This window comes from Methylobacterium cerastii (assembly GCF_022179125.1).
Classification (GTDB): domain Bacteria; phylum Pseudomonadota; class Alphaproteobacteria; order Rhizobiales; family Beijerinckiaceae; genus Methylobacterium; species Methylobacterium cerastii.
Map to the genome: position 1 here is coordinate 1 of NZ_BPQG01000074.1, position 22,388 is coordinate 22,388.

The following is a 22,388-nucleotide window of genomic DNA, read 5'->3' on the forward strand; positions in this document are numbered from 1 at the left end:
CGCCCCCTTCACCGAAGTCTCCAAGGTCGTCAGCGTCTTCTCCACCGTCGCAGGACCCGTCGCCTCCGCCGCATCCGTCTACGCCTACGCACGCTAGGCGCCGACCGGACCCGCGCCGCCGCCGAACGCCGCCGCATAGCCCTCGCCGTCGTCCCCAGGCGCCGAGGGCGAGCCCGGCCGAGGCGGCGCCGCGTCGGGGCGGCACTACCGGGTCGAATAGGATCGAGCGGTCGCCGACGCTGCCGCGCGCACGCGCCGGCTTCGCCCCAGCAAGCCTTTCCCACACTACCACGCTCCAATTTTAAGCCCGTCCGGTCGCTCCCCGGATGGCTTCGACGTGGATCCGAGCCCGATGCCGCTCCTGGGCCCGGGCCGTCCATCGATTGGTCGGACTTAGACCGCGCAGCGCGCTCGCGCGATGTTCGGCGTGAAGATCGCGCCGTCTTTCGATCCGGACATCGTCGCACCGTGCAACTCCGCGTCGGGGGCGGACGCGGCAAAATGCATCCCAGGGCTACCTCATCGATACGGCGTTCGGCGTTCGGACACGCACAATCGATGCGCGCGCGACACCGGCAATTTATCCCAACAACGTTCGCTCAATAGGGCACAGACGGACAATTGCGCACAATTTAGTTCAATCCGGGCTACATTCCCGAACGTTTGTGCGCATCGCCGCGGCTCTTGATCAGAGGATAGCGCCGGAGTACCGCCGATCCCGGTGGATTTCCTCGAAAAACGGGCGAAAACCACGAAATAATCTTGCCCGCCAACAAAACTGAGCTTACGGTCGGCACTATCATTCGAACTCACAATGACGGACCGAACAACATGAGCGAACCAGACGTCGACAGGGCCCGTTTCATCACGTTGGCCGCGGACATCGTCTCCGCCTATGTCAGCAACAATCACGTCCAGAGCGTCGAACTGCCGAAGCTCTTGAGCGATGTGCACGAGGCGATCGTCGGCGTCTCGGGCGCCAACGGGCCGGTCGCCGAGGTCGGGCCGCCGAAGGCGACCGCGCCGGAGATCCGACGCTCGGTGACGCCGGATTACCTGATCAGCTTCGAGGACGGAAAGCAGTACAAGACCCTGCGCCGGCATCTCACCCTGCGCGGCCTGTCGCCCGAGCAGTATCGCGCCAAGTGGGGCCTCGCGCCCGACTATCCGATGACCTCGCAAAGCTATTCGGAGCAGCGCTCCGAACTCGCCCGCGCCCTGGGCCTCGGCCAGCAGCGCCGCAAGAACGTGGCGAAGTCCGCCGCGCCCGAGCCGGTGGTCACCGAGGAGGCGGCAGCCGAAAGCGAGGCCGACGCCCCCGCCAAGAAGCCCCGCGCCGCCCGGAAGAAGAAGGACGCCTGAGGCTCCCACCGCTTCGGCAGGACTCTCCAGGACTTCCACGGCATCGAATGGCCGGAGGCGCGAGCGCGCCTCCGGCCATCCGGCGTCATGGGGTCCGCTCCCTCGGAACGTTCGACGCGGCCGGTTGCTTCCCGTCCGCGACAGGCGTCCCGGCATCGTTCGACAGCCGCCGACGGATATCCGAGCAGGAGCGAGACATGGCCATCCGCGACACGGCCTTCATCCGGACCGGGGACGGCACCCGGCTCTACGTCAAGGATTGGGGCACCGGCCGGCCGGTGGTGCTGATCCACGGTTGGCCCCTCGACGCCGACATGTGGGAGCACCAGATGCCGGCGCTGGCCGAGGCCGGCTACCGGGTCGTCGCCTACGACCGGCGCGGCTTCGGCCGGTCCGACCAGCCCTGGACCGGCTACGACTACGACACCTTCGCCGACGACCTGAAGGCGGTGCTCGACGGCCTCGACCTCCAGGACGTCGCCCTCGTCGGCTTCTCGATGGGCGGCGGCGAGATCGCGCGCTACATGTCCCGCCACGCGGGCGCACGGGTCACGAAAGCCGTGCTGGTCTCGGCGGTGACGCCCTACATGCTCAAGTCCGGCGACAACCCGGACGGCGTCGACGGCGGCGTCTTCCAGGGCATGATCGACGGACTCCGGAAGGACCGCCCGGCCTTCCTCGCGAACTTCGCCAAGACCTTCTTCGGCGCCGGCGTGTTCCATTCCCCAGTCTCGGCCGAGACGATGACCTGGGCCGGAAACCTGGCGATGCTGGCCTCGCCCAAGGCGACGACGGCCTGCGTGACCGCCTTCGGCACCACCGACTTCCGGGGCGACATGACGCATTTCAGGGTGCCGACCCTGGTAATCCACGGCGACGACGACCAGACCGTGCCGATCGACGTGTCGGGCAAAGTAGCCGCCGCCGCGATCCCCGGCGCCACGCTCGTGGTCTACGAGGGCGCGCCGCACGCGGTGCCGTTCACCCACGCCGAGCGGCTGAACGCCGACCTGCTGGCCTTTCTGAAGGGCTGAGCCGCGGTGCGCGGGCCGGCGGACCGGGCTCTCGCGCGCCGCATTCGACCGCGATAGACAGGCCGCGATCGCATGTCGGTCCGGGCCGTCCCACCGCGCGGACGGCCCGGCGCCCCGACGGCCTCGAGCGCCCGGAGTCCTGCATGCCCCATCCGTCTTCCCTCGCCGCCCTGGCCGTCGCGCTGATGCTGGCCGGCGGCCCCGCCGCCGCGCAGATGGCCAGGACGCCCGACAAGACGCCCGACAAGACCTCGGACGCGCCGCCGGCCCGGCTCGCGACGCCCGACAAGGCGGCGCCCGCAAGCAAGGGCGAGGTGCAGCTCTCCTTCGCCCCCGTCGTGAAGCGGGCGGCGCCCTCGGTGGTCAACGTCTACGCCTCGCACATCGACAAGCGGCCCAACGCCCGCACCAGCGCCATGGACGAGTTCATGCGCCGGTTCTTCGGCGCGGAAGGCGGGCGCGGGCAGGGCGGCTCCCCGGGCGAGCGGGCGCAGAAATCCCTCGGCTCGGGGGTGATCGTCGACGGGTCGGGCCTGATCATCACCAACAACCACGTCATCGACAACATGAACGAGGTCCGCGTCTCGCTGGCCGACCGGCGCGAGTTCGAGGCGACGATCGTGCTGCGCGATCCGCGCACCGACCTCGCCGTGATCCGCATCACCAACCCGGCCGGCGGCCTCGTCGCGATGCCGTTCGGCGATTCGGAGGGCCTCGAGGTCGGCGACTTCGTGATGGCGATCGGCAACCCGTTCGGCGTCGGCCAGACGGTGACGCAGGGCATCGTCTCCGCGCTGGCGCGCACCCAGGTCGGCTCGTCGGACTACCAGTTCTTCATCCAGACCGACGCCGCGATCAATCCGGGCAATTCCGGCGGCGCGCTCGTCGACCTGCGCGGGCACCTGGTCGGGATCAACACCGCGATCTACTCGCAGTCCGGCGGCAGCCACGGCATCGGCTTCGCGATCCCGGCGAGCATGGTGAAGGCCGTGGTCGAGACCGCCAAGAACGGCGCCACCACCGTGCGGCGGCCCTGGCTCGGGGCGCGCGTCCAGAGCGTGACGCCGGACATCGCCGAGAGCATGGGCCTCGACCACCCGACCGGCGTCCTCGTGGCGAGCCTGCAGGCCAAGAGCCCGGCCGACGAGGCGGGGCTGAAGCGCGGCGACCTGATCCTGACCGTCGACGGCCAAAACGTCGACGACCCGGAAGCCTTCGGCTACCGATTCGCGCTCAAGGGCATCACCGGCCAGACCAAGTTCGGCATCCTGCGCGGCACCAGCCGCAGCACCCTGCCGGTGAAGCTGGTGCCGGCGCCCGAGACGCGGCCGCGCGACGTGCTCAAGGTCCGCACCCGCTCGCCGTTCCTCGGCGCGACGCTGATCAACACCTCGCCCGCCGTGGCCGAGGAGATGCTGGTGGACTTCCCCGTCGACGGCGTCGCGGTGCAGGCGGTCGACGAGAACTCCATCGCGGCCCGCGCCGGCCTGCAGAAGGGCGACATGCTGGTCTCGATCAACGGCCAGCCGGTCTCCACGACGAAGGACGTCGAGCGCGCCACCCGCACGGTCCAGAACGCCTGGGAGGTCGCGATCAACCGCAACGGCGAGGTGCTGACCTCGATGTTCGGCGGCTGAGGCGGGGCAAGACGGGCCGAAGCCCGGCCTTCATACCAAAATTCGGTCGATCCCTTCGGGATGGCGGATTTGGGCTTCGCTCAGGCGGCCTGGAGCGCGAGGGCCTTGGCCTGGATCTCCTCGACCGGCGCCCCGATCAGGGCGGTGATCGCCTCCTTCGGCATCGGCGCGCCGAACAGGTAGCCCTGGCCGTAGTCGCAGCCCTGGTCCGACAGCCAGTCGACGCTGGCGTCGGTCTCGATCCCTTCGGCGGTGGTGACGAGCCCGAGGCTGGCGCCGAGCTTGATGATCGCGTCGACGAGCTTGGCCCGTTCCGCGCTCATGGTGATCGTGTCGACGTAGGTGCGGTCGATCTTGAGCTTGTCGAACTTCAATTCGCGCAGGTGGTAGAGGCTGGAATAGCCCGTGCCGAAGTCGTCGAGGGCGATGCGCACGCCGAGGTTCTGCAGCGAGGTCAGGGTCGTGCGGGCCGCCTCCAGGTCCTGGACCAGAGCCGTCTCGGTGATCTCGACCTCCAGGCGACTCGGGGAGAAGCCGGTCTCGGTGAGGATCGCGAGGATGCGCTCGCACAGCCACCGGTCCTGGAACTGCTGCGGCGCGATGTTCACCGCGAGCTGGAAGTGGGACGGCCAGTCGCGGGCGTCGAGGCAGGCCTGGCGCAGGAGCTTCATGCTGAGCTCGGAGATCAGGCCGGTCTCCTCGGCGATCCCGATGAAGCTCGCCGGGGCGAGCAGGCCGCGGACCGGGTGACGCCAGCGCGCGAGCACCTCGACGCCGACCAGCGTCTTCTCCGGCAGCGTCACCACGGGCTGGTAGAACGGCTCGATCTCGCCGTTCGCGATCGCCTCGCGCAACTCGCTCTCCAGCTGCGCGCGGGCCTTGAGCTCGAGGTCCATCGCGCTCTTGAACACGCGGAACACGCCGCGGCCGTCCTTCTTGCCCTGGTACATGGCGAGGTCGGCGGCGTGCAGCACCACGTCGGCGTCGGCCTGGTCGGCCGAGATCAGGGCGATGCCGATGGTCGCGCCGACCTTCAGCTCGTTGCCCTGCCACTGGATCGGCGCGGCGATGGAGGCGATCACCGCCTGGGCGAGGCGGGACAGGCCGTCGCTGCCGCCGTCGAGCGGCACGAGCAGCGCGAACTCGTCGCCGCCGAGGCGGGCCGCGAGGCCGCCCTCGGGGGTCAGGGCGGACAGGCGCTCGGCCACCGCGCACAGCACGGCGTTGCCGGCCGCATGCCCGTAGATGTCGTTGACCGGCTTGAAGCGGTCGAGGTCGACCAGCAGCACGGCCTGCGTCGGGACCAGGCTCGCGGCCGCCCGGCGGCGCTCCAGCGTCTCCAGGAACAGGCGGCGGTTGGCGAGGCCGGTCAGCACGTCGTGGCGCGCCACCGCCTCGGCCTCGGCGGCAGTGATGTCGCGCTCGCGCATCGCCACCCGCAGGAGCAGGGATTTCCGCAGGCTCGCCGCGAACACGGCCAGGCCCATCAGGGCGACCAGCATGAACGCGTTCGAGAGGTCGTTGGCGTGGATGAAGGCGTTGAGGCTGGAGAAGACCTGGAACTGGATGCCGATGATCCACAGGCAGCCGCAGATCATCAGCAGGCACAGGGCCTCGTAGAGTTCTCCCTCTCCCCAGCTGCCGCGTTTCCGGATCATGCGTCGTCCCCCGTGAGCGGGCTCGACAAGACCACCGGTGGACTTAAGGGATTCTCACGCGGCACGGCCGCTCGCGGCGTCACCGTTGCTTTCGCTGCGTCCGGACGAACACTTCGTCCGCTTGAGTTAACAGGGTGTTTTCCGAAACGAAGACGGTTGCGGCGATGGTGTCGCACGGGCTCCGCCCGGCCGGGTGGCCGGCGGCGCGCTTCCGTCGGCTTCTGCCGGGCGGCGCCTCTTGCCGAGCGTGGGCCGCAGGGTGTTGATGCGGGCATGCCCGACCTCTTCGCAACCGCCGGCCTCGACGCCTCGGCGCCCCGTCCGCTCGCCGACCGGCTCAGGCCGGGCACGCTCGCCGAGGTCGTCGGCCAGGACCACCTCACCGGCCCGGACGGGGCGCTGACGCGGCTGTTGCGCGGAAAAAGCTTCGGCTCGCTGGTGTTCTGGGGACCGCCGGGCACCGGCAAGACCACCGTGGCGCGCCTGCTCGCGCACGAGACCGACCTGCATTTCGAGCAGATCTCGGCGATCTTCTCCGGCGTGCCCGACCTGCGCAAGGTGTTCGAGGGGGCACGCAAGCGCCGGGCGACGGGGCAGGGGACGCTGCTCTTCGTCGACGAGATCCACCGCTTCAACCGGGCGCAGCTCGACGCCTTCCTCCCCGTGATGGAGGACGGGACGGTGACGCTGGTCGGCGCGACGACGGAGAACCCGTCCTTCGAGCTGAACGCCGCCCTGCTGTCGCGCGCCCGGGTCCTGCTGTTCCGGGCGCTGGACGACGCGGCGATCGCCAAGCTGATCGCCCGGGCCGAGGACCTGACCGGCCAGGCGCTGCCGCTCACCGAGGAGGCCCGGGGCGTCCTGGTCCGCATGGCCGACGGCGACGGGCGCGCGGCATTGACTCTGTGCGAGGAGATCTGGCGCTCGGCCAAGCCCGACGAGATCCTCGACGCGGAGGTGCTGCAGACCCTCGTCCAGCGCCGCGCGCCGATCTACGACAAGGCGCAGGAGGGCCACTACAACCTGATCAGCGCGCTGCATAAGACGGTGCGCGGCTCGGACCCGGACGCGGCCCTGTACTACCTGTGCCGGATGCTCGACGGCGGCGAAGACCGCCTGTTCATCGCCCGGCGCCTGGTGCGGATGGCGGTGGAGGATATCGGGCTCGCCGACCCGCAGGCCCTGGTGATCACGACGGCCGCCAAGGACGCGTTCGACTTCCTCGGCAGCCCCGAGGGCGAACTCGCGCTGGCGCAAGCGGTGATCTACCTCGCCTGCGCCCCGAAATCGAACGCGGCCTACGAGGCCTACAAGGCGGCGACCCGCATCGCGAAGGAGCACGGCTCGCTGCCGCCGCCGCGCACCATCCTCAACGGCTCGACCAAGCTCATGAAGCGGCTCGGCTACGGCGAGGGCTACCGCTACGACCACGACGAGCCGGAGGCGTTCTCCGGCCAGGACTACTGGCCGGAACGGCTCGGCCGCCAGCACCTCTACATGCCGACCGACCGCGGCATGGAAAGCCGCTACCGCGACCGGCTCGCGCATTGGGAAGAGCTGCGCCGGGAACGGCGCGGGGAGGGGTGATCGGCGCCGTGGACGTCCTGCTCAAAGGCGTGGCCGGCGGCCTCGTGACGATGGCGATCGTGCTGGCGTCGCGTCGCGGCAACGTCCTGCCCGGCATCCTGCCGTTGGCGCCGACCTTCGCGATCATCGCCCTGCTGGCGGTCGGCGCGAAGGGCGAGGCCGGCGCCTTCCGCGAGACCTGCCTGGCGGGCTTTCGCACGATTCCTGCTTACCTAGTCTTCCTCGCGGTGGCGTGGTGGATCGGCGGATCCTTCGACTACCGCCTGGCGCTCCTCGGCGGGCTCTGCGCCTGGCTCGTGGTCGCGCTCGCGCTGTTCCTCGGGCCGCGCTGGCTCTGAAGCGCTGGACCCCGCGCCCGCCAGCCTGTAGGGCAGCCGCCCCCACGAACACCGGCGAAAGACGACACTTGATGGCGGCCTGCGGCCTCGATTTCGGCACGTCGAACACGACGCTCGGACACCGCGCCCCGGCGGGTCCGCGCCTCGTTCCCCTGGAGGGGCGCCACCTCACCATCCCAAGCGCGATCTTCTTCGAGCCGAACCGCGCCGCGGTGATCGGGCGGGCGGCGACGGAGGCCTACGTCGAGGGAACGCCGGGCCGGATGATGCGCAGCCTCAAGTCGGTGCTGGGCTCGGGGCTGATCGACGAGACGACGCCGGTGGGCCGCGAGCGCGTGCGCTTCCGCGACGTGATCGGGCGCTACCTCGGCGCGGTGAAGGCGCGGGCCGAGGCCGCCGCCGGCGAGACCTTCGACACCGTGGTGCACGGGCGTCCGGTGCACTTCGTCGACGGCGACGCGGCGGGCGACCGCCGGGCCGAGGACACCCTGCGCGAGATCGCGCAAAGCATCGGCTTCCGCCACGTCTCGTTCCAGTACGAGCCGATCGCGGCGGCGCTCGACCACGAGCAGAGCGTCCGGCGCGAGGAGATCGCGCTGATCGCCGACATCGGCGGCGGCACCTCCGACTTCTCGATCGTGCGCCTCTCGCCCGAGCGTCACGCCAAGGCGGAGCGAGCCGACGACATCCTCGCCAACGACGGCGTGCGCATCGGCGGCACCGACTTCGACCGCTTCCTCAGTCTCGGCACGGTGATGCCGCTGCTCGGCCTCGGCAGCCCGATGAAGCGGGCCGAGCTGCTGGTGCCGAACGCCTACTTCCACGACCTCGCCACCTGGTCGAGCATCAACCGGCTCTACAACCCCAAGACCCTGCGCGAGATCGCCGAGATCATCCGCGACGGCGCGCGGCCGGACCTCGTCGAGCGGCTGCGCACGGTGGTCGAGCTGGAGCGCGGGCATTCGCTGGCCATCGCCGTCGAGGGCGCCAAGATCGCCGCCTCGAACGACGGCGCCTCGGACGTCGACCTCGACTGGGTCGAGCCCGGGCTCGCCGCCCCCGTGGACCGGACCGCCCTCGTCGCCCACACCGACACCCTGGCGACGCGGATCTCCGAGCGGGTCGGGCGCTGCCTCGCCCAGGCGGGCCTCACCGCCGACCGGATCGATTCGCTGTTCCTCACCGGCGGCTCCACCGGCCTGCCGCATGTCCGCCAGGGACTCACCGCCTGCCTGCCGGGCGCCCGCGTGGTGGAAGGCGACACCTTCGGCTCGGTCGGCATCGGGCTTACCCTCGAGGCGATCCGCCGGTCGGCGTGAGGGCGAAGGCATCAGCCCCCGAGGGCTGCCGACCGACGGATCCCCGACGGTGCCGAACGGCAGGACGACCCGACGCCGGCCTGCCGTGCGGGCGGCGCGAATTGTCGCCGGTGCGGGCGGGTGTTAACGCGCTTGCATGACAGGCAATCCACCACGCGGCGGCAAGGGTTCGGGCAAGGGTCCGGGGACGGGCTTTGGCAAAGGCGCAGGCAAGAGCGTCGGCAAGGGCTCCGGCCGGCCGCCCTCGCCGAAATCCGCCGAGGGCAAGGCTGCGGCGAGCAAGGGCGCGAGCCGCGGCCCCCGCTCCGGCGCGCCCGGAAAAACCCGGTTCGGCCGCCCGGAGCGGGCCGGCACCGGCCCGCGCACCTCGGCCCTGGCGGCGGCCCAGCGCGCGGCCCAGCTGCGCGGCGACGACGCGACCGCGCGCTCGCCCTGGGGCGAGGTCGAGGGTGCCGAGCCGGCGCCCCGGCCCGCCCGCGCGCCTCGGCGAGCTCCGCCCCCCGGGTCGGGGGACGCGGACGGCGCGCCGGCCCGCGCGCGTCCGAGCCTCGCCCGAGCCGCCCGTCCGCGCCCCGTCGAGGACGCCCCCGCGGCGCCCGTCGAGGGCCCGACCCGGCGCCAGCAGCGCGCGGCGGCCTCGGCGACGCTCGCCTCCGGCGTGCAGACGCTCACCGTCGAACCCGACGAGGCCGGGATGCGGATCGACCGCTTCCTCACGGCCCGCTTCCCGCAACTGCCCTTCGCCCGCGTGCAGAGCATCGTCCGCAAGGGCGAGCTGCGCGTCGATGGCAAGCGTGCCAAGCCGAACGACCGGCTCGAGCCGGGCATGGCCGTGCGGGTGCCGCCGCTCAAGCTCGACCAGCCGGCCGACCGCCCGCGCAACCCGGTCCGCGACCAGGACGACGCCGAATTCATCCGCTCGCTGGTCCTCTACGAGGACGCGGACATGATGGTGCTGAACAAGCCCTTCGGCCTCGCGGTGCAGGGCGGCTCGGGCACCGTCCGGCACGTGGACGGGCTGCTGGAGGCGCTGGCCGGCCCCGACGGCTCGAAGCCGCGCCTCGTCCACCGCCTCGACAAGGACACCGCCGGCTGCCTGATCGTCGCCAAGACCCGGGTCGCGGCGGCGACGCTCGCCAAGAGCTTCCGCTCGCGCGCGGCGCGGAAGATCTACTGGGCGCTCACCGCCGGCGTGCCGCGCACGCCGCAGGGCCGGGTCTCGACCTACCTCGTCAAGGAGGAGCCGACCGACGCCGACGCCCGCATGCGAATCGCCCAGCACGGCGAGGAGGGCGCAACCCACGCGCTGACCTATTACGCCACCGTCGACCAGGCGGCGCAGAAGGTGTCGTGGCTGTCGTTCAAGCCGGTGACGGGGCGGACCCACCAGCTGCGCGCGCACGCGGCCCATATCGGACACCCGATCGTCGGCGACCCGAAGTATTTCTCGGTCGAGAACTGGGCGCTCCCCGGCGGCATCCAGAACCGGCTCCACCTGCTCGCCCGCCGGATCGTGATCCCGCATCCGCGCACCGGCAAGCCGATCGACGTGAGCGCGCCTCTGCCGCCGCACATGGCGCAGAGCTGGAACCTGCTCGGCTTCGATGCCGCCCGCTACGACCCGATCGTCGACGCGCCGGAGGCGTGAGGCCAAATCGGCGACACCCCGGAGGCGCGCGGCCAAATCGGCGACGCCCCGGAGGCGCGCGGCCAAGCGTTCGTGATCGCGAAGGCGGCCCGCGCGTCGTGCTCTGCGGCGCCGCGAGGGTTGGCAACCGCCCCGCGAGGCTCATATCCTCGAACGGCAGCGAAGCGCCGGCCCTTCGCTGCGCGCGACCGAGCCTAACTCGACCCCCGAGCCTAACTCGACCCCCGAGCCTAACTCGACCCCGTGGTGAGACCCGATCGACATGAAGCTCACGACGCTGGCCTGCCTCGCCGCCCTTTGCGTGATCGGTCCCGAGACCCTCTCGATTGCCGCCCCGGCTGCGGCCCCGGGCGCCCAGGCGCAGCCGTCGCTCGGCCGCGCCGGCCCGCCCGGCGTCCGCGCCGGCGACAAGCGGCGGCGCTCCTACGCCGCCTGCAACCGCGCCTCGCATGCGCGCGCGCTCCAGGGCGGCCGCCGCCGCCGCTTCCTGATCCGGTGCAAGCTCGGCTACGAACGGCCGCGCACCCCCTCGGCGCAGCAGCAGCAATCGCAGCCGTTGCAGCAACAGGCGCCGGCCTCGGCCCCCGCGCCCGCCCCGATGACGGCGCCCGCGCCAGCCGAGCGCAAGCCGTGAGGCGGCCCCGCCGTCCCGGCGCGTGAAGCTCGTCGTCTTCGACGTCGACGGCACGCTGGTCGACAGCCAGCACCTGATCGTCGCCGCGCAGGGCACGGCCTTCGCCGAGAACGGCCTGCCGGCGCCGAGCCGCGCCGAATCGCTCTCCGTGGTCGGCCTGTCGCTGCCGCAGGCCTTCCGCCGCCTCGTCGGCGACGACGGCCCGGTCGCTGCCCTGTCGGAGAGCTACAAGCGCGCCTTCAACGCGCTGCGCCTCGACCCGGATTACGAGGAGCCGCTGTTTCCCGGCATGGGCGAACTGATCGCGCGCCTGCACGCCCGCGACGACGTGCGACTCGGGATCGCCACCGGCAAGTCGCGGCGCGGCGTCGACCACCTCGTCGCCTTCAACGGCTGGGAGGGTTGGTTTTCCACCACCCAGACCGCCGACGACGCCCCCTCCAAGCCCGATCCGGCGATGTTGAACCAGGCGATGGCGGAAGCGGGCGTCGGCCCCTCCGCCACCGTGATGGTGGGCGACACCTCCTACGACATGGCGATGGCGGTGGCGGCAGGCGCCGCCGCGGTCGGCGTGGCCTGGGGCTACCATCCGCCCGGCGCCCTGTTCGGCGCCGGCGCCGTGACCGTGGTCGAGACCGCCGCGGCCCTGGGGGACCTGTTCCGCGACCCCGCGGAGCGCTGAGCGGGCTCGCGAAACCATGCGCGATCCCTTAATCTCCGAGCCATGAGCGACGACGTCACCCAAGATTGGCTGGGACAGCCTTCCGACACCCCGCGCCCCGACCCGATGCGGGCGGTGCGCGACCACGGCAAGCCGGTGCTGCCGAAGCGCTTCTACAAGGAGACCGGGTTCGCCGAGGGCGAAGGCGGCTTCCGCCTGACGCTGGACGGGCGCCCGGCCAACACCCCGGCGCGCAACCCGCTGGCGGCGCCGACGCGGGCGCTGGCCGAACGCCTCGCCGCCGAGTGGGCGGCGCAAGGCGAGACCATCGACCCCGCGAAGATGCCGTTCACGCGGCTGATCAACACCGCGATCGACGGCGTCGCCCCGCGCATGGCGGCCGTGGCCGAGGACCTGTGGCCCTATGCCGGCACCGACCTCGTCGCCTACCGCGCCGGCACGCCCGAGCGGCTTGTGGCGGCGCAGGCAGAAGCCTGGGACCCGATCCTCGATTGGGCGCGCGAGGCTCTGGGCGCCCGGCTGATCCTCAGCGAGGGCGTGATGCACGTCACGCAGCCGGAGGATTCGGTGACGGCTCTGCGCGCGGCGGTCTCGGCGATCGACGACCCGTTCCGGCTCGCCGCCTTCCACACCCTGACGACGCTGAGCGGATCGCTGCTGATCGCGTTGGCCGTGCTCGCCGGGCGCCTCACCGCTGAGGAGGGCTGGGAGGCCGCCCACGTCGACGAGACCTACCAGACCGCCGTCTGGGGCGCGGACGAGGACGCCGCGACGCGGCTCGCCGGACGCAAGGTCGAGTTCCTGGCCGCCGCCGAGGTGGCGGCGCTGGCCCGCTAGGCGCAGCTCGCGCGGACCGGAAAATTCGGCTTTTCGCCGGGCCAAAACAGGTTCAATTCCCCGGCGCGGAACTGCATGCTAAGGCGCTGTTCAAGCTTGGGCACGCCGTCCTGATCGGGCGGCCTGCGCAAGGAACAAGAACTCCCTACGCCTGAGGCAGGACCGCTCGACCCATGAAGGACATCCTGGAAAAGCTCGAGGAGCGCCGGTCGCTCGCCCGTCTCGGCGGCGGCGAGAAGCGGGTCGACGCCCAGCACAAGCGCGGCAAGCTCACGGCGCGCGAGCGCATCGAACTCCTGCTCGACCACGGGTCGTTCGAAGAGTTCGACATGTTCGTGCAGCACCGCTCGACCGATTTCGGGATGGAGAAGCAGAAGATCCCCGGCGACGGCGTCGTCACCGGCTGGGGCACCATCAACGGCCGCACCGTGTTCCTGTTCTCGAAGGACTTCACGGTGTTCGGCGGCTCGCTGTCGGAGACGCACGCCGCCAAGATCGTCAAGGTCCAGGACATGGCGCTGAAGATGCGCGCCCCGATCATCGGCATCTTCGACGCCGGCGGCGCGCGTATCCAGGAGGGCGTGGCCGCGCTCGGCGGCTACGGCGAGGTGTTCCGCCGCAACGTCATGGCGTCCGGCGTGATCCCGCAGATCTCCGTCATCATGGGCCCGTGCGCGGGCGGCGACGTCTACTCGCCGGCCATGACCGACTTCATCTTCATGGTCCGCGACACGAGCTACATGTTCGTCACCGGCCCCGACGTGGTGAAGACCGTCACGAACGAGGTCGTCACCGCCGAGGAGCTCGGCGGCGCCAAGGTCCACACCACGAAGTCGTCGATCGCCGACGGCTCGTTCGAGAACGACGTCGAGGCCCTTCTTCAGATCCGCCGCCTCGTCGACTTCCTGCCGGCCAACAACATCGACGGCGTGCCGGAGATCGAGAGCTTCGACGACCCCTTACGCCTCGACAAGTCGCTCGACACCCTGATCCCGGACAACCCGAACAAGCCCTACGACATGGGCGAGCTGATCCGCCGCGTGGTCGACGAGGGCGACTTCTTCGAGATCCAGGCGGCTTACGCCCGCAACATCATGACCGGCTTCGGCCGGATCGAGGGCCGCACGGTCGGCTTCGTGGCCAACCAGCCGATGGTGTTGGCGGGCGTGCTGGACGCGGACGCCTCGCGCAAGGCCGCCCGCTTCGTGCGCTTCTGCGACGCCTTCTCGATCCCGATCGTGACCTTCGTCGACGTGCCGGGCTTCCTGCCGGGCACCGCGCAGGAATACGGCGGCCTGATCAAGCACGGCGCCAAGCTGCTCTTCGCCTACTCCCAGGCGACGGTGCCGCTCGTCACCATCATCACGCGAAAGGCCTTCGGCGGCGCCTACGACGTGATGGCCTCCAAGCACGTCGGCGCCGACCTGAACTACGCCTGGCCCACCGCGCAGATCGCGGTGATGGGCGCCAAGGGCGCGGTTGAGATCATCTTCCGCAGCGAGCTCGGCGACGCCGACAAGATCGCCGGCCGGACCACCGAGTACGAGGACCGCTTCCTGTCGCCGTTCGTGGCGGCGGAGCGCGGCTACATCGACGAGGTGATCATGCCGCATTCCACCCGCAAGCGCATCGCGCGGGCGCTGGGCATGCTGCGCACCAAGGAGATGGAGCAGCCCTGGAAGAAGCACGACAACATCCCGCTCTGAGGACGGGCTGAGATCGTCGCACACGTCGGCGCTCGCATCGGGGAGCGCCGACGTGTGATACTGGCTTTCGATATCATATGAAGCTCAGCGGGCGGCATCGGGCGACGCTGGCGGCGATCCTCGCCGACCCAGTGCGCTCGGGCGTCGTCTGGACCGACATCGAGGCCCTGATGATCGCCTGCGGCGCGGAGGTCACGGAGGGCCGGGGATCGCGAATCCGGGTCGCGCTGAACGGCGTGCGCGCCGTATGCCATCGGCCCCATCCGCAGAAGGAGACGGACGAGGGCGCGGTCAAGTCGGTGCGACGCGTCCTGTTCGAGGCCGGAGTCACGCCATGACGACGATGCCGTATCGAAACTACGAGGCGTCCGTCGAATACGACCCGGAGGCCGACCTCTTTCACGGCGAGATCCTGGATCTCCGCGACGTGATCACGTTCCAGGGCCGGTCCGTCGACGAGTTGAAGCAGGCGCTCGCCGACAGCGTCGAGGATTACCTGGCGTTCTGCGCCGAGCGCGGGGAAGAGCCCGCGAAGGCCTATTCCGGGCAGTTCGTCGTGCGCGTCGAGCCGGGGCTGCATCGCGCGTTGGTCTCGTCGGCGCGCAGGGCCGGGATCAGCCTCAACAAGTGGGTCGCCCGCACCTTGGAGCAGGCGGCCGACTGAGACGGCCCGCCGCGTTCAGCTCCGGTCGCTGTGCTCGATCACGGCGCACATGGTCAGCGGCCCCTTGTCCGTGCCCGAGACGGAGCAGGTGATGCGGGCGCCGCCGGCGTCGACGTTGCTGTGGCGCAGGCGGCTCGCGGCCTCGCGGGCCTTGTGGGCGGCGGCCTCGATCACGTTGGCGCCGATCCCGGTGACGGCGTGGCCGGCCTTGCCGAACAGGGCGTAGTAGCCGTCGGGCGGGGCCTCGCCGCGGAACTGCGCGCCGACCGAGGAGAGCTGCGGGCCGCCGCAGGACAGCGTCAGGGTGGTGCCGTCGCCCGCCGAGAAGTTGGCGAAGTCGGTGCTGCGGTTGCCGGGGCTCGCCGCCGTCTCCTTCGCCACCTTGTCGATCAGGTCGCCGCATTCGTCGGCGAGCGCCGGGGCGGGCAGGGCGAGGATGAGGCCGACGAGAAGTGCGCGCATACGGCGAACCTAGCGTGTCGGCCCGAAACGGCCAGCGCCCGCGCCTGAGGCGTCTCGCCGCTCAGGCCGTCGCGGGACCGTCCCCGAGTTCGAGAAGCACGATCTCGGGGGGCACGCCGAGCCGGACCGGGATGCGGCTGACGCCGAAGCCGCCCGACACGATCATGTGGCGGCCCTGCGTGACCACGTGGCCGTAGGAATAGTCGTGCCCGTGGATCGGGCGGATCGCCGGCGAATGGCCGAACAGGCGGATCTGCCCGCCATGGGTGTGGCCGGCGAGCGTGAGCGACACGCGCTCCGGCACGTCGACGAAGGCGTCCGGCTCGTGGATCATCAGGATCGCCGGCGCGTCGTCCGTGATCTTGGCCATCGTCGCGGGCAGGTCGTCGCGGCCGCTGTCGTCGTCGAACATCAGGAACGGCTGCTGGTCGCCGAGGCCGGCGACCCAGAACGGGTGCCCGTCCTTGGTCAGGCGCAGGGCGTCGTTCTCCATCACCGGGATGCCGACGGCCTCGAGCACGCGGCGCGCTTCCGGCACGCCGCCGCGGGCGGCCTGAGCCTCCGCGTCGTCCCACCAATCGTGGTTGCCGAGGATCGAGTAGGTGCCGAGCGGCGCGCGCAGGCCCGCGGCGATGCGGGCGAAATCGGGAAGCGGCACGCGCTTCCAGGCGATCCGACCGGCGGCCGGATAGTCGCCGAGCATCAGGATCAGGTCGGGTGCCAGCGCGTTCGTGGCGTCGACGATCTCGGCGACGCGGTCGAGCGGCATGAACGGCTCGCAGACGTGGAAGTCGGCGAGCACCGCGACCTTGAGGGAGAGGCCCGGGGTCCAGTGCGGCAGGCGCGGGGCGTAGCGGGTCACCACGAGGCGGTGCAGCGGCTCGACCCCGAAGGCGTAGGCGCCGGTGGACAGCCCCGCCGCGGCCAGCGTGCCGCCGAGACCGGTCAGGACCTGCCTGCGGCTCGGCAGGATCAGCATGAAAGCCTCGGGTTCGCGTCGGTCGAGCATCCCTGGCCTCACACTCCGGCGAAAGCGCGGCGTGGACCTGGACGCGAACGACGATGACGCGAACCCGTCGAGAAACCCTGAACCGGACCGCAGAAAGCGGACCGGATCATGCTCCCGAATCGTGGGATCGCTCAGTCGAGCGGCACGTCCTCGTGCACGATGCCGAGCACGCCCTTGAGGTTGGTCCGCGGGGCGGCCTTGCCGGCCGGCTTCACCGAGTGGGCGGCGGCGGCGAGCGCCGGAAGCGCGAGGGGGCGGAAGCCGTAGCGGGCCTCGGCCTGGTCCATCTGCCGGCGCTCGGGCTCCTGTGCCTGGGCCTGCGTCTCCGAACCTTGCATCGCATCGGGGGCGTACATGGGATTTCCGTCCTGTGGTCGTTCGCACGGCGATGGCGCCGCCGCATGCTGCCCCCACGCCGCTCCAGGGCGATGGCGAGCGATTCGAGATCATCCGCCGGATCTGGAGCCGGCGGATGATCGATAAGGATGCAGTCGGCATGAACGCAGGCTTAAGAAATCGCCGCCGCATCGCAGCATTCGACGCACACGAAATCCGGTGTCAGGCGGCCGGCATTGCCTCCAGCCCCTCGGCCCTGATCCAGTCGGCGGTCCGGTCCAGCGCCCGGGTGAGGCGGTCGAACAGGGCGTCGATCTCGTCGGCCGTGATGATCAGCGGCGGGCAGACGGCGATGCGGTCGCCCATCAGGAACCGGACGATCAGCCCTTCCGCTTGCGCGAAGGCGACGCAGCGGGCGGCGACTCCGGCCTTCGGCTCGTACTGCCGGCGCGACGCCTTGTCGGCGACGATCTCGAGCCCGCCGATCAGGCCGAGGCCGCAGGCTTCGCCGACGATCGGGTGTTCGGCGAGGCGCGACAGCCGCGCCTGGAAGTGCGGCGCCTTGGCTGCCACGCCCTCGACGATGCGCTCGCGCTTGTAGATCTCGATGGTCTTGAGCGCGACGGCGCAGGCGACGGGATGGCCGGAATAGGTGGTGCCGTGCCCGAACGTGCCGATCTTCAGGCTCTGCGCGCGCATCGCCTCGTAGAGCGGCTCGTCCACCGAGACGCCGCCGAGCGGCACGTAGCCCGAGGTCAGCGCCTTGGCGAAGGACAGGGTGTCGGGGCGCATGCCCAAAGCCTCGCTGCCGAACCAGGTGCCGAGGCGGCCGAAGCCGCAGATCACCTCGTCGGCGATGAAGCGCACCTCGTAGCGGGCGAGCACCGCCTGGATCGCGGCGAAGTAGCCCTCCGGCGGGACGATGGCGCCGCCGGCGCCCATCACCGGCTCGGCAATGAAGGCGGCCACCGTCTCCGGCCCCTCGCGCAGGATCGTGGCCTCGAGCTCGTCGGCCAGCCGCTGCGAGAAGGCGGCCTCCGTCTCGCCGGGTTCGGCGAAGCGGTAGAAGTGCGGGCAGCCGACATGAAGGAAGCCGGGCAGCGGCAGGTCCCAGTCGGTGTGGTTGGCCGGCAGGCCGGTCATCGAGGCGGTGGCGATGGTGACGCCGTGATAGCCGCGCTGGCGCCCGATGATCTTCTTCTTCTTCGGCCGGCCCAGCGCGTTGTTGAGGTACCAGGCCAGCTTGACCTGCGTGTCGTTGGCTTCCGAGCCGGACGAGGTGAAGAAGATCTTCGAGGTCGGGACCGGCATCAGCTCCTTCAGCACCTCGGCCAGCTCGATCGCCGGGTCGTGGCTGCGGCCGGAGAACAGGTGGGTGAAGGGCAGCTTGGCCATCTGCTCGCGGGCGGCCTCGACGAGCTCGCCGTTGGAATAGCCGAGCGCCGTGCACCAGAGGCCCGCCATGCCCTCGATGTAGGGCCGCCCCTCGGTGTCGTAGACGTGGACGCCGTCGCCGCGCTCCAGCACCAGCGGGCCGGCGCTGCGGTGCGCGTCGAGGTTGGTGTAGGGGTGGATCAGGGTTTCGACGTCGCGGACGGCGAGGTTCGAGAGCATGCGGGCGATCCGGTGCTGTGGCGCGTTGGCCCGCCACACTACCGACCCGATGCGGGCTCAGGTACCCCGACACGTTCGCGCGGCCTCGGGCCGCGCCCCTTTCGTAACCCAGACGCCGCGACGCGATGCTCGATCCCGCCACCATCGTCGCGACGCCGGCCCCCGGCCGGGCCTGCGGCGCCTGCACCCTGTGCTGCAAGGTCTACGACGTGCCCGCCGTCGAGAGCCTCGCCGGGCAATGGTGCCGCCACACCAAGGCCGGGCGGGGCTGCGCGATCCACGCCGACCGGCCCGACCATTGCCGCGCCTTCCACTGCCTGTGGATGACCGAGAGCTGGCTCGGCCCCGAATGGAAGCCCGACCGCGCCAAGATGGTGCTCAGCCTCGATCCGGTGAGCCGCAACATGAACGTGCAGGTCGACCCCGGCCAACCGAAGGCCTGGACGCGCGAGCCGTATTACGGCCAGCTGAAGGCCTGGGCCGCATCCTCGCTGCCGATGAAGCGCCACGTCCTCGTCCACCTCGACAAGGCGACGACGGTGGTGCTGCCCGACCGGGACGTACCGCTCGGGACACTGACGGCCGACGACCGCATCGTGATGCGCGAGCGCATGGGCTCGCGGGGGCCGACCTTCGAGATCGAGGTGGTCCGCGGCGCCTAGCGCGTCTTTCGTGGTGCCGAGATCACGGACGGTGACTTGCCTCGTCGCGTGGTCGAGGTCGCCCTGTGCACGCCTTCCTACACCTTGCGCGAAACTGCTCCGGTTGTGGGAACCCCTGTCGCTACACTTACGCCTGACTGGTCGCGCCTGACTGGTCGCGCCTGACCGGTCGCGCCTGACCGGTCGCGCCTGACTGCTCGAACGGGGCGAGCTTCCGCCGCGCCCTTCCCGACGTCGGTCCCTTCGGTAATCCGTCAGCTGACAGGTGGCACCGGCCGCCGGCTGAGGTCCGGCGCCTTCTCAATCGCCGTCGTCACACAGGGCCATGATGCGCGCATGGACCACATCGACCGGCCCGCAGGACCACGGATGTTGCCTTCGAGACAATAATCGAAATCCTGTTTCTCGAGCAGCGCCCCGAATTGTTCTGCGATGAAACGGCGAATGTCGGCGTCGGCCCGCCGAACCTCGTCGACGATCTCTTCACGTCCATCGACGACCAAGAGGACACCTTCCAGATCACAGCTGCCGAGAAGATCTCCTCCGCCGCGACCGAGGTATGCCTCGAACTTCGTCGCGAGGAAAAACTCGGGCTTCAGTATTTTGATGATAGTTTCCTTTGCGAGCGGACAATCGGTCGCCGTCGCAATTCCCCTGGCATACCATCGATTCGCGAAGCCGAGGATGTTCGCATCATCGATGCATCACGTCGACCTTGAGGCCGGAAAGCGTCATTCGGCATATGACCGAGTCTTCGGACGCTTCGACGAAACCCTTCGTCCGCAATCGTGCCTGCAAGGCGGCCCATGCCGGATAACCGGCCAGATCGACGATCAAGTCCACGTCGTCCGTTGCCCTGACGTCTTCGAGGGTGACCGCATCGGTGATGAACAGGGCCGTCGTGCAACCGCCGACGAAGACCAACCGGGGGCGGAGATCGGTACCAAGAGCCTGGCGACGAGCGTCAGCATCTCGAGCAATCGACCCCGAACGCTCATGTCCCGAGCAGCCGTTTCGAAAGCCGTTCCTTCGCCAAGCCCGCCTCGCGCTGGTTCCCGAGCCTGATGGCGTCGACGAGGGCGAGGTCTTCGTAGAGACGCACGTCGTTACGCGCCGCCTCCGGAACACTCTTGAACAACGGCGAGACGGATTGGCCGATATCGCGCCCTCCCGGGTCCGGCCAGACGTAGATGTAATTGCCGGCGCTCAAGAGTGCGCTTTTCAACATCGGCGCGCAGAACGCGGTCGGCAGCCCGCGTGTCATCGCCCCGGGCGAGGCAGGAAACACGAATTTCAGGCCATGAACGATGAAGTCGTAGAGATTTCGGCGATTGGGCTTCGGCCGACCCGTCGTGCGATCCTTGATCGCCATGCCATTTGAAAGAATACGCTTGAACGAAGCGCCGATCTCGGTCTTGCTGATCCCCAATTGGGATTCGAGCCCGCGAACGGAATAGGGCGCCTCGGCCCCGAGGTGCGATCGGATGCCGTCAGCGCCGGTTTCTTCCTCCTGCTGAAGGCTCACGAGCTTCAACAGGACGACGACATCCTGGCTCTTCATTACGCTCATGCGCGTACGTCCTCTGTCCTAGGACTAAGGACACTCGGTCACGGGGAGAGATGCGCGTCAACGGGGCGATACGCTTCGACCTTCCTTCCCGGCCATACGTCGAAAGCGAAGGGCACCGATCCTCGGATGTCCCGCCGAAACCACGGCGGCTTCGAGCGACCGGCATCGTCAAAGCGGTGGTGCCAGGAGTCCCCGGGGCAACCGTCGATCGGCCGCCCTTAACCCCTCCGCAACCATACCGCGCGATAAATTCCCGACCGCCATCCTCGCACCGGAACCAGCCGGGAGGATCGTCGGGTGTGGCTTATCGAGTACGGGTCGGTTCGGCGTGGGCACGAGACGAGGACGACGCGGACGGAGCTTCATCGGGCTCGGCACCGCCTTCACGCCCTGGATGGCCGGCCTCGGGCTGCTGGTCTCCTTCACGGCGAGCGCCGGCACCGAGACCAGCTTCGGGTCCAGCCGGCTCGTCGAGAGCGACGTGCGCCTGGTTCCGGCGCTGCCCGCCGGCACCGTGCTGATCGGCGCGAGCCTGCGCCGCGACGGCGCCGGCGCGATGCTCACCATCGAGCGGGCGGACGCCGTCCGCATCCGCCGCCGCGTCGGCGACGAGCCGCTGCAGGCCGACCTCAAGGCCGAGGCGCGGGTCTTTCCGATCGTCCAGCGCGGCGGCAAGGGCGATCCGGCGCGCGCGCCGGGGCCGAGCTTCGAGCGCACGGCCGCGTCGCTGCGCGAGGCCGGCGCCTCGCTGCTCTTCGCCAACCTCACCGGCAACGTCACCGGCCTGCTGACGCCGGGCGCCGCCACCTGGAACCCGGACCTCGAACCCGAGGCCGGCTTCGTGCCGGTGCCCGACCTCGGCCTCGGACGCGCCGATCCCGGCACGACCGCCGAGGACGACGCACGGGCCGAGGCCGACGAGGAGCGCCGCTCCGACGGCTCGACGCCGCCGGTGCCGCGCGCCGTGGCCCTGTCCTCGACGACGCCGGCTCCGGCCGACGCCACCCCGATCGAGGTCGCCTCGGCCAGCCTGATGCTGCCGGGATTCACCATCCGCACCGACCGGGCCGAGGCGCCGGCGGTCCAATCCGTCCCCGAGGACGCCCGCCACCGCTACGCCGACCTGATCGGGCCGGACGCCATGGACAAGGAACAGCGCTGCCTCGCGGAGGCCGTGTACTTCGAGTCGCGCAGCGAGCCCGAAGCCGGCCAGGCCGCCGTCGCCCAGGTGGTGCTGAACCGCGTGAAGAGCGGACTCTACCCGTCCAACGTCTGCGGGGTCGTCTACCAGAACCGCCACCGCTACATGGGCTGCCAGTTCTCCTTCGCCTGCGAGGGCAAGGCCCTGCGCATCACCGATTCGGGCTCGTGGGCCACCGCCACCCGCATCGCGCAATCGGTGATCGAGGGGCGGACCTACCTCGCCGAGGTCGGCGACGCGACCCACTACCACGCCGACTACGTGAAGCCCGGCTGGTCGCGGCGCCTGCGCAAGATGGACGTCATCGGCCGGCACATCTTCTACGAACTCAAGCCGGGGCAGACGTAAGGCCGGAAGACGAGCCGGTTTCCGAGATCAAATTTAGCGAGGATTTACTTACGTAGACGGTAACTACGTAGTCCGGATCG

The 22,388-nt window shown here is 70.3% G+C and carries 23 protein-coding genes; 15 read left to right on the forward strand and 8 right to left on the reverse strand.

Features of this window, described 5'->3' with window-relative positions; translation table 11 throughout:
• Window positions 1–831: 831 nt before the first annotated feature.
• From MFF13_RS20910 to MFF13_RS20920, 3 genes are all read left to right on the forward strand, one after another.
• Window positions 832–1,362 (forward strand): Ros/MucR family transcriptional regulator, encoded by a 531-nt coding sequence (locus MFF13_RS20910; protein WP_147754128.1) that lies wholly within the window; start codon window positions 832–834, stop codon window positions 1,360–1,362.
• A gap of 197 nt (window positions 1,363–1,559) precedes the next feature.
• On the forward strand, window positions 1,560–2,396 hold the full coding sequence (locus MFF13_RS20915) for an alpha/beta fold hydrolase (protein WP_147831476.1): 837 nt from the start codon (window positions 1,560–1,562) through the stop codon (window positions 2,394–2,396).
• A 143-nt stretch (window positions 2,397–2,539) separates the two neighbouring features.
• On the forward strand, window positions 2,540–4,033 hold the full coding sequence (locus tag MFF13_RS20920) for a Do family serine endopeptidase (protein ID WP_147831478.1): 1,494 nt from the start codon (window positions 2,540–2,542) through the stop codon (window positions 4,031–4,033).
• 80 nt (window positions 4,034–4,113) lie between these two features.
• Here MFF13_RS20920 and MFF13_RS20925 read toward each other — a convergent pair whose 3' ends face one another.
• Window positions 4,114–5,691, reverse strand: a complete 1,578-nt coding sequence (locus tag MFF13_RS20925) for a putative bifunctional diguanylate cyclase/phosphodiesterase (RefSeq protein WP_147754124.1) — start codon at window positions 5,689–5,691, stop codon at window positions 4,114–4,116.
• A gap of 273 nt (window positions 5,692–5,964) precedes the next feature.
• On the opposite strand from MFF13_RS20925, the gene MFF13_RS20930 reads away from it, so the two are divergent.
• From MFF13_RS20930 to MFF13_RS20975, 10 genes are all read left to right on the forward strand, one after another.
• Complete coding sequence (locus tag MFF13_RS20930; protein ID WP_147831481.1) at window positions 5,965–7,278, forward strand: replication-associated recombination protein A; 1,314 nt, start codon at window positions 5,965–5,967, stop codon at window positions 7,276–7,278.
• Window positions 7,275–7,616 carry a GlpM family protein gene (locus MFF13_RS20935; protein WP_238272876.1) on the forward strand — a complete coding sequence of 114 codons (342 nt, stop codon included), beginning with the start codon at window positions 7,275–7,277 and terminating at the stop codon, window positions 7,614–7,616. The genes MFF13_RS20930 and MFF13_RS20935 overlap by 4 nt, the downstream gene beginning before the upstream one ends.
• Before the next feature lie 71 nt (window positions 7,617–7,687).
• Window positions 7,688–8,935: an Hsp70 family protein gene (locus tag MFF13_RS20940; protein ID WP_147754126.1), complete on the forward strand. Its 1,248-nt coding sequence runs from the start codon at window positions 7,688–7,690 to the stop codon at window positions 8,933–8,935.
• Between the two features lie 136 nt (window positions 8,936–9,071).
• Window positions 9,072–10,583 (forward strand): RluA family pseudouridine synthase, encoded by a 1,512-nt coding sequence (locus MFF13_RS20945; RefSeq protein WP_238272877.1) that lies wholly within the window; start codon window positions 9,072–9,074, stop codon window positions 10,581–10,583.
• A 262-nt stretch (window positions 10,584–10,845) separates the two neighbouring features.
• The gene (locus tag MFF13_RS20950) at window positions 10,846–11,217 is read left to right on the forward strand and encodes a hypothetical protein (RefSeq protein WP_238272878.1); all 372 of its coding nucleotides are present in this window, start codon (window positions 10,846–10,848) and stop codon (window positions 11,215–11,217) included.
• Window positions 11,218–11,239: 22 nt separating this feature from the next.
• The gene (locus MFF13_RS20955; RefSeq protein WP_147753372.1) at window positions 11,240–11,899 is read left to right on the forward strand and encodes an HAD-IA family hydrolase; all 660 of its coding nucleotides are present in this window, start codon (window positions 11,240–11,242) and stop codon (window positions 11,897–11,899) included.
• Between the two features lie 42 nt (window positions 11,900–11,941).
• Entirely contained in the window at window positions 11,942–12,736 is a 795-nt protein-coding gene (locus MFF13_RS20960) for an ATP12 family chaperone protein (RefSeq protein WP_147831487.1), read from the forward strand.
• 173 nt (window positions 12,737–12,909) lie between these two features.
• The gene (locus MFF13_RS20965) at window positions 12,910–14,442 is read left to right on the forward strand and encodes an acyl-CoA carboxylase subunit beta (RefSeq protein ID WP_147753374.1); all 1,533 of its coding nucleotides are present in this window, start codon (window positions 12,910–12,912) and stop codon (window positions 14,440–14,442) included.
• 77 nt (window positions 14,443–14,519) lie between these two features.
• The gene (locus MFF13_RS20970; RefSeq protein ID WP_147831489.1) at window positions 14,520–14,780 is read left to right on the forward strand and encodes a type II toxin-antitoxin system HicA family toxin; all 261 of its coding nucleotides are present in this window, start codon (window positions 14,520–14,522) and stop codon (window positions 14,778–14,780) included.
• Window positions 14,777–15,106 carry a type II toxin-antitoxin system HicB family antitoxin gene (locus MFF13_RS20975; protein ID WP_147764154.1) on the forward strand — a complete coding sequence of 110 codons (330 nt, stop codon included), beginning with the start codon at window positions 14,777–14,779 and terminating at the stop codon, window positions 15,104–15,106. The genes MFF13_RS20970 and MFF13_RS20975 overlap by 4 nt, the downstream gene beginning before the upstream one ends.
• Before the next feature lie 15 nt (window positions 15,107–15,121).
• Here MFF13_RS20975 and MFF13_RS20980 read toward each other — a convergent pair whose 3' ends face one another.
• From MFF13_RS20980 to MFF13_RS20995, 4 genes are all read right to left on the reverse strand, one after another.
• Window positions 15,122–15,568 carry an ABC transporter ATPase gene (locus MFF13_RS20980; protein ID WP_147831491.1) on the reverse strand — a complete coding sequence of 149 codons (447 nt, stop codon included), beginning with the start codon at window positions 15,566–15,568 and terminating at the stop codon, window positions 15,122–15,124.
• A 61-nt stretch (window positions 15,569–15,629) separates the two neighbouring features.
• Entirely contained in the window at window positions 15,630–16,547 is a 918-nt protein-coding gene (locus tag MFF13_RS20985; RefSeq protein WP_147831493.1) for a metallophosphoesterase, read from the reverse strand.
• Between the two features lie 161 nt (window positions 16,548–16,708).
• Window positions 16,709–16,933 (reverse strand): hypothetical protein, encoded by a 225-nt coding sequence (locus MFF13_RS20990; RefSeq protein ID WP_147753379.1) that lies wholly within the window; start codon window positions 16,931–16,933, stop codon window positions 16,709–16,711.
• Window positions 16,934–17,135: 202 nt separating this feature from the next.
• Window positions 17,136–18,527, reverse strand: a complete 1,392-nt coding sequence (locus MFF13_RS20995; protein ID WP_147831495.1) for an aminotransferase — start codon at window positions 18,525–18,527, stop codon at window positions 17,136–17,138.
• Between the two features lie 125 nt (window positions 18,528–18,652).
• Here MFF13_RS20995 and MFF13_RS21000 point away from each other — a divergent pair, with 125 nt between their 5' ends.
• Window positions 18,653–19,189, forward strand: coding sequence for a hypothetical protein (locus MFF13_RS21000; RefSeq protein ID WP_147831497.1), 537 nt, complete (start codon window positions 18,653–18,655; stop codon window positions 19,187–19,189).
• 254 nt (window positions 19,190–19,443) lie between these two features.
• Here the strand turns inward: MFF13_RS21000 and MFF13_RS26500 are convergent, their stop codons facing one another.
• The 3 genes from MFF13_RS26500 to MFF13_RS21010 form a co-directional block, all read right to left on the reverse strand.
• Window positions 19,444–19,692 (reverse strand): hypothetical protein, encoded by a 249-nt coding sequence (locus MFF13_RS26500; protein WP_306422436.1) that lies wholly within the window; start codon window positions 19,690–19,692, stop codon window positions 19,444–19,446.
• A gap of 190 nt (window positions 19,693–19,882) precedes the next feature.
• Entirely contained in the window at window positions 19,883–20,113 is a 231-nt protein-coding gene (locus tag MFF13_RS26505; protein ID WP_306422437.1) for a hypothetical protein, read from the reverse strand.
• Window positions 20,114–20,183: 70 nt separating this feature from the next.
• A complete protein-coding gene (locus tag MFF13_RS21010) occupies window positions 20,184–20,750 on the reverse strand; it encodes a hypothetical protein (RefSeq protein ID WP_238272900.1) in 567 nt (188 codons plus the stop codon).
• A 403-nt stretch (window positions 20,751–21,153) separates the two neighbouring features.
• Here MFF13_RS21010 and MFF13_RS21015 point away from each other — a divergent pair, with 403 nt between their 5' ends.
• Window positions 21,154–22,308 (forward strand): cell wall hydrolase, encoded by a 1,155-nt coding sequence (locus MFF13_RS21015; protein WP_238272901.1) that lies wholly within the window; start codon window positions 21,154–21,156, stop codon window positions 22,306–22,308.
• Window positions 22,309–22,388: the final 80 nt, after the last annotated feature.